At 32.2% G+C, this 13074-nt stretch carries 20 protein-coding genes; 10 read left to right on the top strand and 10 right to left on the bottom strand.

Going from position 1 to position 13074, the window contains the following annotated elements:
* The first annotated feature begins 2 nt into the window (after positions 1–2).
* The 9 genes from QW060_RS07525 (at position 3) to QW060_RS07485 (ending at position 6529) form a co-directional block, all read left to right on the top strand.
* The gene (locus tag QW060_RS07525; protein ID WP_290363029.1) at positions 3–257 is read left to right on the top strand and encodes a hypothetical protein; all 255 of its coding nucleotides are present in this window, start codon (positions 3–5) and stop codon (positions 255–257) included.
* Positions 250–657: a hypothetical protein gene (locus QW060_RS07520; RefSeq protein ID WP_290363028.1), complete on the top strand. Its 408-nt coding sequence runs from the start codon at positions 250–252 to the stop codon at positions 655–657. Before QW060_RS07525 ends, QW060_RS07520 begins: the two co-directional genes overlap by 8 nt.
* Before the next feature lie 87 nt (positions 658–744).
* Positions 745–1170: a hypothetical protein gene (locus QW060_RS07515; protein WP_290363027.1), complete on the top strand. Its 426-nt coding sequence runs from the start codon at positions 745–747 to the stop codon at positions 1168–1170.
* 99 nt (positions 1171–1269) lie between these two features.
* Positions 1270–1794 carry a hypothetical protein gene (locus QW060_RS07510; protein ID WP_290363026.1) on the top strand — a complete coding sequence of 175 codons (525 nt, stop codon included), beginning with the start codon at positions 1270–1272 and terminating at the stop codon, positions 1792–1794.
* Positions 1795–1943: 149 nt separating this feature from the next.
* Entirely contained in the window at positions 1944–2276 is a 333-nt protein-coding gene (locus QW060_RS07505) for a PadR family transcriptional regulator (RefSeq protein ID WP_290363025.1), read from the top strand.
* 2 nt (positions 2277–2278) lie between these two features.
* Complete coding sequence (locus QW060_RS07500) at positions 2279–2878, top strand: hypothetical protein (protein ID WP_290363024.1); 600 nt, start codon at positions 2279–2281, stop codon at positions 2876–2878.
* Positions 2878–4197, top strand: coding sequence for a serine hydrolase domain-containing protein (locus tag QW060_RS07495; RefSeq protein ID WP_290363023.1), 1320 nt, complete (start codon positions 2878–2880; stop codon positions 4195–4197). The genes QW060_RS07500 and QW060_RS07495 overlap by 1 nt, the downstream gene beginning before the upstream one ends.
* 279 nt (positions 4198–4476) lie before the next feature.
* Positions 4477–5484 carry a glutaminase A gene (gene glsA / locus QW060_RS07490; RefSeq protein WP_290363022.1) on the top strand — a complete coding sequence of 336 codons (1008 nt, stop codon included), beginning with the start codon at positions 4477–4479 and terminating at the stop codon, positions 5482–5484.
* 43 nt (positions 5485–5527) lie between these two features.
* Positions 5528–6529 (top strand): hypothetical protein, encoded by a 1002-nt coding sequence (locus QW060_RS07485; protein ID WP_290363021.1) that lies wholly within the window; start codon positions 5528–5530, stop codon positions 6527–6529.
* Between the two features lie 93 nt (positions 6530–6622).
* Here the strand turns inward: QW060_RS07485 and QW060_RS07480 are convergent, their stop codons facing one another.
* Positions 6623–7192 (bottom strand): hypothetical protein, encoded by a 570-nt coding sequence (locus QW060_RS07480; protein WP_290363020.1) that lies wholly within the window; start codon positions 7190–7192, stop codon positions 6623–6625.
* Between the two features lie 158 nt (positions 7193–7350).
* Between QW060_RS07480 and QW060_RS07475 the strand changes: the two genes are divergently transcribed.
* A complete protein-coding gene (locus QW060_RS07475) occupies positions 7351–7542 on the top strand; it encodes a cold-shock protein (RefSeq protein ID WP_290363019.1) in 192 nt (63 codons plus the stop codon).
* A gap of 134 nt (positions 7543–7676) precedes the next feature.
* On the opposite strand, the gene QW060_RS07470 is transcribed toward QW060_RS07475, so the two are convergent.
* From QW060_RS07470 to QW060_RS07430, 9 genes are all read right to left on the bottom strand, one after another.
* Positions 7677–8402 (bottom strand): SDR family NAD(P)-dependent oxidoreductase, encoded by a 726-nt coding sequence (locus QW060_RS07470; RefSeq protein ID WP_290364716.1) that lies wholly within the window; start codon positions 8400–8402, stop codon positions 7677–7679.
* 74 nt (positions 8403–8476) lie between these two features.
* Positions 8477–8998 carry a GNAT family N-acetyltransferase gene (locus QW060_RS07465; RefSeq protein ID WP_290363018.1) on the bottom strand — a complete coding sequence of 174 codons (522 nt, stop codon included), beginning with the start codon at positions 8996–8998 and terminating at the stop codon, positions 8477–8479.
* Between the two features lie 228 nt (positions 8999–9226).
* Positions 9227–9802, bottom strand: a complete 576-nt coding sequence (locus tag QW060_RS07460; RefSeq protein WP_290363017.1) for a hypothetical protein — start codon at positions 9800–9802, stop codon at positions 9227–9229.
* Between the two features lie 250 nt (positions 9803–10052).
* Positions 10053–10181 carry a hypothetical protein gene (locus QW060_RS07455; protein WP_290363016.1) on the bottom strand — a complete coding sequence of 43 codons (129 nt, stop codon included), beginning with the start codon at positions 10179–10181 and terminating at the stop codon, positions 10053–10055.
* Between the two features lie 60 nt (positions 10182–10241).
* Positions 10242–11285: an ACR3 family arsenite efflux transporter gene (arsB, locus tag QW060_RS07450; protein WP_290363015.1), complete on the bottom strand. Its 1044-nt coding sequence runs from the start codon at positions 11283–11285 to the stop codon at positions 10242–10244.
* Complete coding sequence (locus tag QW060_RS07445) at positions 11270–11854, bottom strand: arsenate-mycothiol transferase ArsC (protein WP_290364715.1); 585 nt, start codon at positions 11852–11854, stop codon at positions 11270–11272. The genes arsB and QW060_RS07445 overlap by 16 nt, the downstream gene beginning before the upstream one ends.
* The gene (locus QW060_RS07440; protein ID WP_290363014.1) at positions 11811–11951 is read right to left on the bottom strand and encodes a hypothetical protein; all 141 of its coding nucleotides are present in this window, start codon (positions 11949–11951) and stop codon (positions 11811–11813) included. The genes QW060_RS07445 and QW060_RS07440 overlap by 44 nt, the downstream gene beginning before the upstream one ends.
* Positions 11921–12394: a DUF6428 family protein gene (locus QW060_RS07435; RefSeq protein WP_290363013.1), complete on the bottom strand. Its 474-nt coding sequence runs from the start codon at positions 12392–12394 to the stop codon at positions 11921–11923. The genes QW060_RS07440 and QW060_RS07435 overlap by 31 nt, the downstream gene beginning before the upstream one ends.
* A 67-nt stretch (positions 12395–12461) precedes the next feature.
* Positions 12462–12794, bottom strand: a complete 333-nt coding sequence (locus QW060_RS07430) for an ArsR/SmtB family transcription factor (RefSeq protein WP_290363012.1) — start codon at positions 12792–12794, stop codon at positions 12462–12464.
* Positions 12795–13074 lie beyond the last annotated feature (280 nt).

Raw genomic sequence — 13074 nt, 5'->3', positions numbered from 1 at the left:
CAATGGTCAATATGCTCTGGAAATCCATTTTTGGGAACTCGATTAATCAAAATGAAAATATGAAAAATACAGTAACACTTCTATTAATACTTTATATATCTTTTGGATTTTCTCAAGATAAAGAATTGTATCGGATGGCTTTTGCAGATAAAAATAACTTTAACTATCTGAATTTCTATGATGATACTACCTTAGATAGAATGGACACAAATAAAAGTTTTAAGAACTACCAGAAAATTACCTTCTTCTATGTTTAAGTATAAACGCGAAACCTATTATACAAAAGAATTGGCAGATAGTTTAATGATTCACAGCAATATGCACAACATAACGAATACTGTAAATTATATCAATAAAATCAGTGAAATACTGACATTTGAAGAACAAGATTATTTAGCAGATGCTGCAAGCACTTACCCAAATAACGATCTTGAAAATATTCCTGTAAAAAATGTCTTGATTGTAGATACATTAGATTCCGAAGATTATATGTTTTGCGCTTCCAATGTTGTTTATACCAAAAACAAGAAGTACGCATTTCTTTCTGTTAATGTGGAGACCATAGATGCTCATTTTATAGGAGGAACAGTTTTTATTTTTGAAAAGAAAAATAAGAACTGGAAGATAATTTATATAAATAAGTTTTTAGCACTCTGATTTTGATCGAGAATATTTAAAGCCAAAAGGAGGTGTTCATTCAATCCGGATATGGATATTAAATTGATGTATATGGAAAATAGAAAAATGATAATAATATATTTAATCTTAATGTTTACCATGCTGCTTAACAATGGTTGTAATGTGACCTATGAAAAAATTGGAAATTATAAGTATGAGATAAGTACTGATAAAGTCTTTACAGGCGATTATGATGGAATTGTTAAGATGATAAAAACGTATAAGCTGAATAATACATTTCAGGCTGGGGTAACATTGGAGTCTAAATTAGGCTTTGAACCACGTACTGATACAATCTATTCTTCCGGCTATACTGAGATTGATACAATCAATAAAACATTAATTGTAAGGGAATACTATTATTACGGTTACAAAAAGTTTATCAAAACAGATAGTATTTATAAAGTCTTTAAACAAACACCTACAGGTAGCCTCAAATTGTCAACATATACACAATTTTGCAATGGAGTTGGTAAGGATATTATGCCTTAAAAATAGGTGAGATAGCAAAAAAAGAAATTTTTTCAATTGTTTTCAAGAATATAAAATCGGTAAAGCTTTATATTTCTGAATCACAAAAAATAACACAGTATGAAAGTAATTTTTTTATCCGTTTTTTCATTAATATTAGGCTGTAATAGCATTAAGGAATTTGAATACATATCAAATAGTAATGACCGTAAATATAAAGATTTTGTTAGTCAACATGATGCTAATTCCTACACTAACATAGTATCAAAGAAAGGAACATTTTATTTATATAAACCATGTGATTTAGGATTTCAACAGTTGATTGAAATAAATGATAATAAAATCGTTATAGAAGCCGGAGAAACTTTTGAATATCAAATAAAAAGTGTGATACATAATAATGACTTCATTGATTATGAAATATACAACGATTATGAAATGGGCAATTTATTAATGAAAACTCTCGATGATAATAAGGTTCTTTTTAAACTCAAAGATAAAGATGCTATATCATACTTTTTGATGACTTCTTTTTCATCAGCAACAAACTATCCACTGATAATTCATCATTGCAATGAAAAGAGAGCAGAAATGGATTTCGATTCTTTGGATTTGGAGCGTATTTGGCATCATGGTTTTGAATGACAGGTTCTCATATCTGAGTTCATTTTTTCAAAGAATTAGGTAATTCTCTAAACTGATAAATAAGCAAAATAGGTATAGAAGATTTTAGTATAAAATATATTTTTTAACTATATACTTTGTTATACTATGTATTTTTTTATATTTGCATTATGAATGAAGATTTTATAAATAAATGGACATCACAACTAAAGAAAGGCACACTTTCTTTTATTGTGCTCAGTATTCTTAGCAGAGAAAAAGAATATTATGGTTATGATTTAATCAGTGAGATTAAAAAAGTAACGGATATCGATATTGCAGAAGGTACTCTTTATCCACTGCTTATCCGGTTAAAAAAAGAGCTGTTGGTTGATGCCCGGTGGGTTGAGCAGACTTCCGGAATACCAAGAAAATATTATAAAATTACCCGGTTGGGAATGGAAACATTCAGAGAAATGAAAGTGTACTGGGGTAATTTAAATCAAATCATTAATGCCATCTAATTATGAAATTTCAAGAAATAAAATTTACAGATAACAATGCAAAAAGACTGTACAAAGATTATATCAATCGCGTAAAAAGCATGGTTAAAGGACTCAATAAAGAAAATCAGCAAGAGTGTTTATTGGAGATTAACAGTCATATATATGAAGCATTTACAATAGTTGAAGGCAACGAAGTGGAACGTCTGCTTGATGTTTTTGAAAAACTTGGGGCTCCGGAATTCTTTCTTAGAGAACTCGTAGCAGAAAAAAAATTAGAGGAAGCTACACGCAGTTTTAATCCTGTTAAAATTATCAAAGCACTACTATTTAATTTTAGCAACGGAGTTTCTTATATCATCTTTTTTCTGCTCTATCTGTCATTGTTTTCTTTTGTATTTCTCATATTCGCTAAAATTTTTGATCCTCAGAAAGTAGGCTTTTTTTACAAAAAAGATCATTTTTTTGTATTAGGAAGATACAGTAGTGACACGGTAAATTATCAGTCTTACGAACAGTTAGGCAATTGGTTTATTCCAACCATGATGCTGGCTGCGATTATTTTGTATGTATTTATCACCTTATTGTTAAAAGGCAAAAAATATCTTAAAAACAAAAAGTAATGAGATCAATAATTTATATAATTCTGTACTTTATTTCGGCTACTTGTAGTGTTTTTTCACAATCCATTGATACTCAAAAACTCGATGCTTATTTTGAAACGCTTTCAAAACATAATAAGTTTATGGGAAGTGTTGCTATTTCAAAAAATAATCAAATACTATATGAAAAAGCTGTAGGTTTTCGCAATATAGAAGATTCAATTCCGGCTTTGACAACAACTGTATACTCGATAGGTTCTGTGTCAAAAACTTTTACAGCAGTATTAATATTTAAAGCAATTGAACAAAACAAAATACATCTTACTACAACAGTGGATGTCTTTTTTCCTTCCTTACCACAAGCGAAGAATATTACCATAGAAAATTTGTTAAATCATAGCAGTGGCATTGCTAACTTTACTGATACAATAGATTATCTGACCTGGTACACACAAAAAAAATCGGAGAAGGAAATGCTGGAGATCATTACTTCAGGAGGGAGCGATTTCAAACCTGGTACAAAAAACGCATACAGCAATAGTAATTATGTATTACTGTCGTATATTTTAGAACATATATTTGGCAAAAAATATGCTGAGATCCTCGATATTACTATTGTCCAGCCATTGCAATTAAAGAACACTTATTTCGGAACATCAGCCATACGAAAAAAGCAAGAAGCGCTCTCGTACACCTATACCGATCAATGGAATCCGGAACCTGATACACATGCTACTGTTCCTATGGGCGCAGGTGCCATAAAGAGTACTGCAACTGATTTAGTTATTTTTACTAATGCCTTGTTTAATGAAAAACTGATTCATAAAGAAAGTCTTAAGCAGATGATGACGATGACTAACGGATATGGTTCAGGACTTTTTGATTATTCATTTCAAAACCATAATGGTATAGGACATGATGGTGCGATTGATGGCTATAAATCAATCATTACCTATTTTGATAAAGAAGGTTTAACCTATGCTGTTGCGTCTAATGCTATGAACTATAAACTTGATATGATAAGTGCAACAATTTCAAAAGCATTATTTGATATAGCCTATGAAATTCCATCTTTTGTAACTGTAGTTCTAACGCCAGAACAACTTGATGTTTTTACTGGTACATATTCTGCAGAAGGACTGCCTTTTAAAATAACTATTGCAAGAAGTGAACAATCATTAACCGCTCAGGCAACCGGTCAGGCAGTGTTGCCTTTGGAAACAAAATCAAAAAACATATTTACTTTTGATAAAGCGGGAATTGAACTCATTTTTATGAGTGAAGAAAACAGCATGCTGCTCAAACAAGGAGGAAATCAATTCCAATTACAAAAAGAATAGAAAATTCTTCATAAAATATTATGCATTGTTCGATCATTCATAGCAGTGGTGCTGTTTTTATATAAATTAAAATTTTACGAAATGAAATCTGTAAGTGATTGATTATTGTAAATTCCACATAAGTGCATACATATAAGAAGTCCAATTCTCATTATTTTTAAATCTGGAACTCATGAATCAGTTGAATAGCATTTTCAAAAAAGTTAATATATTTATCTTCAAAAAAATAATTTATTGGGTTAGACTCCCTAATCCGACTTTTTTGAATACAATAAATCTATGAAAAACAACTCCATTTTATACTTTTTATCATGCATTATCTGGATACATCTCTTTTTATCAGGTAGTAGACTGTATGCACAGCAAACATCTATAATAGATAAACAGGCATTATCAGAGATTTTAGAAAAAAACCGCTCCTATATAAAACAGGGCACTATAGCCGATTATATTCCTGAACTGGCTAAAATGGAATCCACAGCTATTGCTTTCGCTGTAGCAGACAGTAAAGGGAATATTATAAGTACCGGTGATACAACTAAGAAATTTACGATGCAGAGCATTTCAAAAATCATTGCTTTGATGGTAGCAGTACAAGAAATAGGGGAGAGTTCCGTATTTAAAAATATGGGATATTTTGGTTCTGACAGACCCTTTAATCATTTTGCTAACTTGGAAACAACCGGAAAACCCCTAAATCCTATGATGAATGCCGGAGCGATCATGACTACATCTTTTATAAAAGGAGAAGGAGAAGACGCTTTTATAAAAATTCTGGAAATGATCCGGTACATAACTAAAAATAAAACCATTGATTACAATAAAGCCGTTTATAATTCTGAAAAAGAAACCGGTAATAAAAACAGAGGTATGTTTTACCTGATGAAAAATAACGGATTGATAAACGGAGATGAAAATAAACTGGATAATTATTTTAAACAATGTTCAATTGAACTAACCGTAGAAGATTTGGCTAAAATAGGCTTCTTTTTTGCCAATCAATGCGTCCGTTTTGATGGCGACAGTATATATAGAAATGTAGAATTATCTAAACTGATTCAATCTCAAATGCTTATAGCCGGTATGTATGAATTTAGCGGAGAATATGCCCGAACAGTAGGTTTACCCAGTAAATCAGGTGTAGGAGGCGGTATTGTAGCCTGTGTTCCAGGTAGAATAGGAGTAGGAGTTTTTAGTCCGCCTTTAGATACTCACGGAAATTCGCTGGCTGGTTATCACATGCTTTTGGATTTTGTAAAAAAGTACAATTTGAGCGTGTTTCAGTAAGGCAAACAATAATTTATTCTATCAGAAAAATGATTATTGACATATGAAAAATTGTATACTAATTTTATCTTTCGTATTAGCGACTGTTGCTTGTATTGCTCAGCAAGATAATAACTTGTCTTATAAAAAATATGAAGGCTGTTATGGAAGTAGCAGTAGTGGGCTGTGTTTATTTGGCGATGGAACTTTTTTGCTGTATGGTTATGCAACAGCGGTTTTCGGAACCTATGAGCCAAAAGGAGATATGCTTCGCTTTTATCCTAAGCGACCTCCTGTTTTTGAAGTATATGCTCACAACAACCCCACAATCGGAGATAGCATTCGTATGAATTTCAATGGATTTGAAGAAGGAGATACTTTTATTGCGTCAGATCAGGAAAAACTGAGATCCGTATTTAATGTTGATGCCAATTGTTTCAGCGCACCGTTTGTTTATCAAAAATCAGGAACGAATTCGGCATTTACATTATTTTTGAATGGTGAGGATGATGAATTGGAATCAGGTGAGCATAGCCAATCGTGGCATTATGTTTTTGATTCCATGTATAACGATTTTATTCTCATTTATAATAAATCCCTTCGTTACTATAAACCATTTAGCGCCTATTGGAAACAACTACAAGAAGATGGAGCAGAAATGCAATTATCAGACTATATGACAGGCAAGCCAATAATGCGTTATAAAAAAGCAGAATCGGATAGTGAATGGGATGAGCTTGTTAACTGGAAAAATCTTTATTTACAACAGTCGGAGGCAGAAAATGAGCTTTACGCCAACGTCCATTATAATACTTTTCCGAAACCAGAAGACATAGATTATACATTTAATAAAGAAACAAATCAATATTTCAGTAAGCATTATAAAGAGAATATGGAGGATAATAATAGTGATGCCTATAATGATAGTCGTGTTTTGAAAAAATACTTAAAAATACAACCAAAAGAAACACTTCAGCAAAAAGTATTGATATCAGTATCAGGTTTACCACCTCTGTTTTATACAACTTGTGATGAACCGGAAATCTCCTATCAGTATTCTCTCTGAAAAAAGACGTCTTCCACTACTATTTCCTCTCTAAACCCGGCTCAAACAGTAATAAACATATCTTAATAAACTGATTTGTAATACATTTTTATTTTATTCTTTTGTAATACTTTTGCGATGTTTATAATATAATTCGGAGCATTGATCTGCATAGTTGAAATAATTTTCTTCACTAAAATTATTTAAGTATATAGGATCAAACTTCATTTTGATTTTAATGGCAGGAATTTTTGTGAGTTTATTTTTAGAATGGTCATAATAATTCCAGTTGCCGATATAATCGTTGGTCAATAAATTCACACTGGATTCTCCGCTACCATCATTGGCGGCATTACCAAACTCATATCGGCTCATACCTATCAATCGCACTTTCTGGTTTTTGGGTTCATATCGAAATTGCGCTGCATATCCGGCGCGCATCCAGTTATTAAAAAATTCAAATCCATTTTTTGTTTCTCTGATACCAGCTGAAGATTCCGTCATTTCAATAGGTTCACTTACTATTTTTTCGAAATTCTGGGTAGATAACAGGCAAACAATTGTTAACTCTTCATAATCAATATAAACACTATCCGGAATTCCGTCATTGTCAAGATCTTTTTTTAACTTCTCCTGGCTCCACAGTATTAGAGGAAATAATAATATACAGATAAACTTTTTCATAATTTAATTTTTCTTTTCCCATTTTGAATAACGAATATACAAAATATTAGATTTTTTAGTGATGGGGCCGGAGATTACAGGAATATTTTTTATGCCATTTTATTTAACATACTATATTTATCAGTATATTTACTATCAATTTAAACTTAAAAATAGTTATGAAAAAAGGAGTAGTAAAATTTTTTAATGAATCAAAAGGATTTGGTTTTATCAAAGATGAAGAAACGGGAAACGATATTTTTGTTCATGTAACAGGGCTGAAAAACAAAATAAAAGACAATGATTCAGTAGCATACCGAATCACTGAAGGAAAAAAGGGATTAAGTGCGGTTGATGTAGAAATTGCTTAATCATTTTTAACAGGATTTATTGAGACATCTTTTGATGTCTTTTTTATTTTTATATAAGCCATAAATACATATGTATTCTATACTATTTTCTATTACATCTGAAGTTGGGACTTATTATTTATAAAGAATAAGAATTATAGATTTATATCTTTCATAGCAGGCATATTAATTTCTTTGACACAGCTGGCATTAGACGTAGACACAATAAAGCGTACAGCTTCTACCACATCCTGAAGAGGTATTAATTCTCCATTGCTTTTTTGAATGATTTTTTCAATGCCATCTTCATAGTCAAAATCAGTAGCCAAATATCCCAGATTCACAATCGAAACACCAATTCCGTATTCGCGCATATTCTCGCGTAGTGAATGGACAATACCTCTCAAAGCAAATTTAGTAGCAGAAAACGCAATTTCTTTGCCGTTATGATTGTCTAAGCCCCAGGTAGAACCAATTAATATGATTTTTGCATTTGTTGATTTTTTTAAATTTTCAATACAATTTTGAATAGCCAAAAGGCAGGAGGAGATATTCGTGTTAATAATATTGATTATTTCTTCTGATGAATTGTTCAAAAAATCATAAGTTTCAGAAAAAGCATTATGTTCCCATATTCCAACATTATAAATCAAACAGTCTATGGTTTGATCACCTATACGACTACATACTACATCTGATGATGCTGAGGGATTTGACAGATCTGCGGCTATCCATTCAATGTCATGAGTTGTTTCATTAAGATAATCTGGCTCAGTTCTTGAAACGCCATACACCAGATCATCTTTTTTAGGTAGATATTTAGACAGCGCTTTACCCAACCCTTTACTGATACCATATATTAAAAATGTTTGCTTTTTCATCATCTTTTTTACAAATTTAAAATTGTCTTTTGTCTGAAAGAAATATTTTCTCTTCTTACAGGTAAAGTAACTTCTTAACTAAGTTTCTTTTTCATCATAAAATCGATCTGTTTTTCTTCGCCCAATTTGAAAATATGTTGGTCAAAAAGGACAAAACCATTTTTCTCATAAAAACGAATGGCTCTTTCATTTTTTTCCCAAACTCCTAACCATATATAATTTGCATTTTTTTGAAGAGCAATAGTGTGTGCCCAATCATATACTATTTGTCCAATTTTTTTGCCGTGAAATTCTTTCAGGACATAAATGCGTTCTATTTCTATTGCTTTTTCGTCTTTTAATTCAGTTTGTGACATTCCGGTATTCAATTTTAAATAGCCAACAATTTTGGTGTGCCACCATACAAAATAGAACTCAGAATCTTCACTTTTACATTCATTTTCCAACCGTTCCAGAGAGAATGCTTCTTCAAGATATTGTTGTATGTTCTCTGCAGTATTGTTTTCTGCAAAAGTTTCAAAAAAGGTTTGCTTGCCAATAGATTGTAATTCTTTAAGTTCATCTATTGTTACTCTTGTGATTTTTGTATTTTCCATATTTTATACGTGGTCAGGTCTTTTTTTTAATAAAATGGGATCAATAATATTAGAAAACAAATCTATTATTTCTCATGAAGAAATGGATAAATAGTTAATGCAGTCAGACTTAGCTCCTTCTGACAAAGAAAAGCTATATGAGAGTGTATTGATACTAAAAAGGCTACTTTCTGAATAGGTTATGGCAGCCTCTAATATGATGATGAATTATTCAACCTATTTATTTGTTTACTTCTTTACTTCTTTGAATTTTCCGTCAGATCCTAATATGTATTTCTTAGATTCTTTCACCGTTTCTTCACCCATATAATTCCAATCATCGATAATGATGTTTGATTTATTTAGTGTACTGGTTGTTCTGAATGAAGACTCTGCAATTTCATCATAAGCAATCGTAAGAGTATCAATAATTTTATTGTCATTATTTACTGTAACAAGTGTCGTAAAAAGTTCAAATTCACCTTTTTTATAGGTAATGACAACAGAAGTGAATTTATCTGAAAAGGGTAGCAGATAGTTCGCTCTGAAATTTTCGGCTTCCTTAAAAGTTTGCTGCATATTTAATTTTTCAAATACATCAGAAACTATTTTACTACTGTTTGAAAAATTATCAAAATTAGTTGAATCAATAACTGGAAATTGTTTTACAGGTATATCCTTAAATAGAATGTTACCAGTAAAAGCAGTATCTGTGGTCTGTAAAGTATCTGAAAGGGTTTGTGGTATACCATCTTGTTTATTTTCAATATTTCTGTTACAAGAATAAAGTAAAGCGAATGGAATAGCTAAAAATAGTATTTTCATTATTTTGGTTATTCATAACGGTTCAAATGCGTTATCTCTTATTGAGCAAACTTAGGAAAAAGGATAGAAAATAAAAAGAGGAAAAGATCTATTAAATAGATTCGGATAGAATTTTTATAATAAATTTTTAAAGATGGGGCGAAGATAGAAAACCCTTCTACCACAAAGTTAACCCCGCTCTTCGCCATCCATCAAAATAGAAGACATTTTTTAAGATGCCTTCAGAATCAAATTAAATTTTCATAGCTATTTAATTTTCGCTGCAAATTTTCCACTTTTTTTTATTACCTCCCAGTATAAAGTAATAAGTGGTCATATATGTGGAATAAGTGTTAAAAATCTGTAACAACATCGATACACTTTTAAGAAGAGTCGTCATTATTAAATGCTTTACAACCTAATGGATTTAGTTTATTGTTGAGAAGACCTAAATATTGCTTTATGTAAGCTTTTGACTGAAATATTTTTTCTTAATCCACAATGATAGATTAACTAATGCAATCAGTGCCGGAACTTCCACCAGTGGACCTATTACACCAACAAATGCCTGACCGCTATTGATTCCAAAAACTCCAATTGCAACTGCGATCGCTAATTCAAAATTATTTCCCGTAGCGGTAAAAGCTATCGAAGTACTTTGCGAATAATCTGCTCCAACTTTTTTACTGGTTATAAAACTGATTACAAACATCAATACAAAATAAATCGTTAAAGGAATTGCAATTCGTATGACATCCATTGGCAGTTGAACAATCAATTCTCCTTTCAGACTGAACATTACTACTATCGTAAACAGTAACGCTATTAAAGTAATTGGAGATATGAAAGGAATAAATCTTTCCTGATACCAACTTTCTCCTTTTAGAGCAATCACTCCATATCTGCTTACAATTCCCGCTAAGAAAGGGATTCCGAGATAGATTCCGACACTTTTTGCAATCTCTCCAATGGTAATATCCACCTCAATTCCACGTACGCCAAACAAGGGCGGAAGTATAGTTATAAAAACATAAGCATAGATGCTATAAAGCAATACCTGAAATATACTATTCAAAGCCACCAATCCAGCTGCATACTCACGATTTCCGTCGGCTAATTCATTCCAAACAATAACCATTGCAATACAACGCGCAAGACCTATCAAAATCAGTCCCGTCATATACTCAGGATTATCATTAAGAAATAAAAGCGCCAATACAAACATCAATATAGGACCCACTATCCAGTTCAAAACCAAAGAAGTTCCCAATACTTTTACATTTCGGAAAACCTTTCCAATATGCTCAAAACGAACTTTTGCCAATGGCGGATACATCATAAGAATTAAACCCACCGCCAATGGTATATTCGTTGTTCCGTTGCTATAGCTGTTTATCCATTCAGTAGAATCCGGAACCAAATATCCAAGCAAAATGCCAAGGGCCATTGCAAGAAATATCCATAACGTAAGGTAACGATCAAGAAATTTTAATTTCGATGGCATAACGAACTCTTAATTTGGGAAAATACATAAAACATCTCCGTTGCGATCTCCAGGCTTCTTTCTGAATATACCAGCGTTTGTTCCGGTGTTTTATCCGAAACTTTAGGATCTTCAAACGTAATTGATATTCTCTTTTCAGCATCTGCAATAAATGGACATCCGCTATCTGCCTGCGAACACGTCATTATTGCCACAAATTCCGATTGTGGATTAAACTCACTATCATACTTTTTAGAAAAACCAATTATGGGCAAGGCATTCTCGTCATATTTCACAGCATAAACAGGATTAACGCCATCTGCAATCTTAAATATATTAAAACCTTGATCAGACAGCGTTTCCATTACTTTAGGAAATACCGCCATTTCTTCCGTACCACCAGAATAACAATTTACATTAGCGATACCGAAATATTCAGATGCAACCTGCGCCCAAACCTGAGATAGATGACTTCTGCGTGAATTGTGGGTACAAATAAAATTCAGGTTTGTTTTCTGTTTGCTATCTACCTTTTGCTGGATGAAATCAACCAACGGTTGCAACCTTTTTTTTCTTTCTCCGCCATCCAATTCTCTCCAATTCAGCTTTTGGATGGTAGCCGATAATTTCTCGTACATAAGCCTGTTTTTTGTATCCTAACAACATCCTGAATCCGGAGTACAGCAAGAAGTTTGTTTCGGGGTTAAATCTCCTAAATTTTTATTTTCTTTTTCGGAAGGAATACCGCAAGCATCCTGAGCCAAACAAGCTGTTGTTTTATTTTTCAGAACAAATGTCCTCCCGTTAAATTCAAGATGATACTTTCCAATCGTATCAGTTTGATATTCTACCTCAATTTCGGAATCCTCAATTCCGAGTTTATCTTCCGATAGGCTAATAATATTTAGTAGCTTTTTGGGTTTCAAACGATGCTCATAATCATCTGCGTTCCAAAGCTGAAAGCTTACCACTTTCTCGTGCCTGATAACGCCGCCACAATCAATAAAGTTTTTGGTAATCTGACCCACCTCCGTCACATGGAAGTGCTCAGGAACAAATGTTCCGTTTTCTAATTGAAATTCAACATTATCCAATGTTGGCAAAATTTCCTTGATTTCAGATAATCTCATAAAGTTAAGTTTTAAAAATTTATAACTATATATTGCAATATAACGATATTAAAAATAAAAAAAAGGTTTACGAACAACAGCTCGATACCTTTACTTCTTGATTAAAGAATGCATTATATCCATTTTGCAGCTCTTTCCAAACCTTCTCGTCAATACAATAACAAACCGACTTTCCTTCGATAGTTCCCTGTATAACTCCAATGTTTTTAAGTTCCTTTAAATGCTGTGAAATAGTGGCTTGGGCTAACCCTAATTCATCCACCAAATCATTACAGATACAGGTTTTTTTATCAATAATATACTGGAGTATGGCTATACGAGCAGGATGCCCTAATACCTTGAAGAATGAAGCCAGCTTATTGTGCTCGTCTGCGAAAATTTCTGATTTTGTAAGTCCCATAACCCATAAATTTAATATCGCAATATTACGATATTAAATTCGAATTCCAAAATTAAAATTATTTTTTTTCATTTTTTGGGCGTGCCCCTACGGGTCGGGCTATCCGCTACAAGTCCTCACTGTAGGCTTTTCGCTGCAAATGTGAAACATTCAGCGAAACACTTAAAAGAATAAATAAAACTGAGCTAATCCCTCACGCAATTTCTGTTTAAAATAGAGTAGGGAACATAAACGAAATGCCGAGAGAAGAATTTTATAAGGAAAAGCTCATCGAACATTA

It is taken from the genome of Paenimyroides ceti (assembly GCF_030409925.1).
Note: the sequence above shows the minus strand (reverse complement) of the source record. Positions and strands in the feature narration are given on the sequence as shown.

Bases quoted from the DNA above. Each gene is read 5' to 3' on its own strand.
- QW060_RS07525 (WP_290363029.1), top strand. From the start codon at position 3: ATGGTCAATATGCTCTGGAAATCCATTTTTGGGAACTCGATTAATCAA.
- QW060_RS07520 (WP_290363028.1), top strand. From the start codon at position 250: ATGTTTAAGTATAAACGCGAAACCTATTATACAAAAGAATTGGCAGAT.
- QW060_RS07515 (WP_290363027.1), top strand. From the start codon at position 745: ATGATAATAATATATTTAATCTTAATGTTTACCATGCTGCTTAACAAT.
- QW060_RS07510 (WP_290363026.1), top strand. From the start codon at position 1,270: ATGAAAGTAATTTTTTTATCCGTTTTTTCATTAATATTAGGCTGTAAT.
- QW060_RS07505 (WP_290363025.1), top strand. From the start codon at position 1,944: ATGAATGAAGATTTTATAAATAAATGGACATCACAACTAAAGAAAGGC.
- QW060_RS07500 (WP_290363024.1), top strand. From the start codon at position 2,279: ATGAAATTTCAAGAAATAAAATTTACAGATAACAATGCAAAAAGACTG.
- QW060_RS07495 (WP_290363023.1), top strand. From the start codon at position 2,878: ATGAGATCAATAATTTATATAATTCTGTACTTTATTTCGGCTACTTGT.
- glsA (WP_290363022.1), top strand. From the start codon at position 4,477: ATGAAAAACAACTCCATTTTATACTTTTTATCATGCATTATCTGGATA.
- QW060_RS07485 (WP_290363021.1), top strand. From the start codon at position 5,528: ATGAAAAATTGTATACTAATTTTATCTTTCGTATTAGCGACTGTTGCT.
- QW060_RS07480 (WP_290363020.1), bottom strand. From the start codon at position 7,192: ATGAAAAAGTTTATCTGTATATTATTATTTCCTCTAATACTGTGGAGC.
- QW060_RS07475 (WP_290363019.1), top strand. From the start codon at position 7,351: ATGAAAAAAGGAGTAGTAAAATTTTTTAATGAATCAAAAGGATTTGGT.
- QW060_RS07470 (WP_290364716.1), bottom strand. From the start codon at position 8,402: ATGAAAAAGCAAACATTTTTAATATATGGTATCAGTAAAGGGTTGGGT.
- QW060_RS07465 (WP_290363018.1), bottom strand. From the start codon at position 8,998: ATGGAAAATACAAAAATCACAAGAGTAACAATAGATGAACTTAAAGAA.
- QW060_RS07460 (WP_290363017.1), bottom strand. From the start codon at position 9,802: ATGAAAATACTATTTTTAGCTATTCCATTCGCTTTACTTTATTCTTGT.
- QW060_RS07455 (WP_290363016.1), bottom strand. From the start codon at position 10,181: ATGACGACTCTTCTTAAAAGTGTATCGATGTTGTTACAGATTTTTAAC.
- arsB (WP_290363015.1), bottom strand. From the start codon at position 11,285: ATGCCATCGAAATTAAAATTTCTTGATCGTTACCTTACGTTATGGATA.
- QW060_RS07435 (WP_290363013.1), bottom strand. From the start codon at position 12,394: ATGAGATTATCTGAAATCAAGGAAATTTTGCCAACATTGGATAATGTT.
- QW060_RS07430 (WP_290363012.1), bottom strand. From the start codon at position 12,794: ATGGGACTTACAAAATCAGAAATTTTCGCAGACGAGCACAATAAGCTG.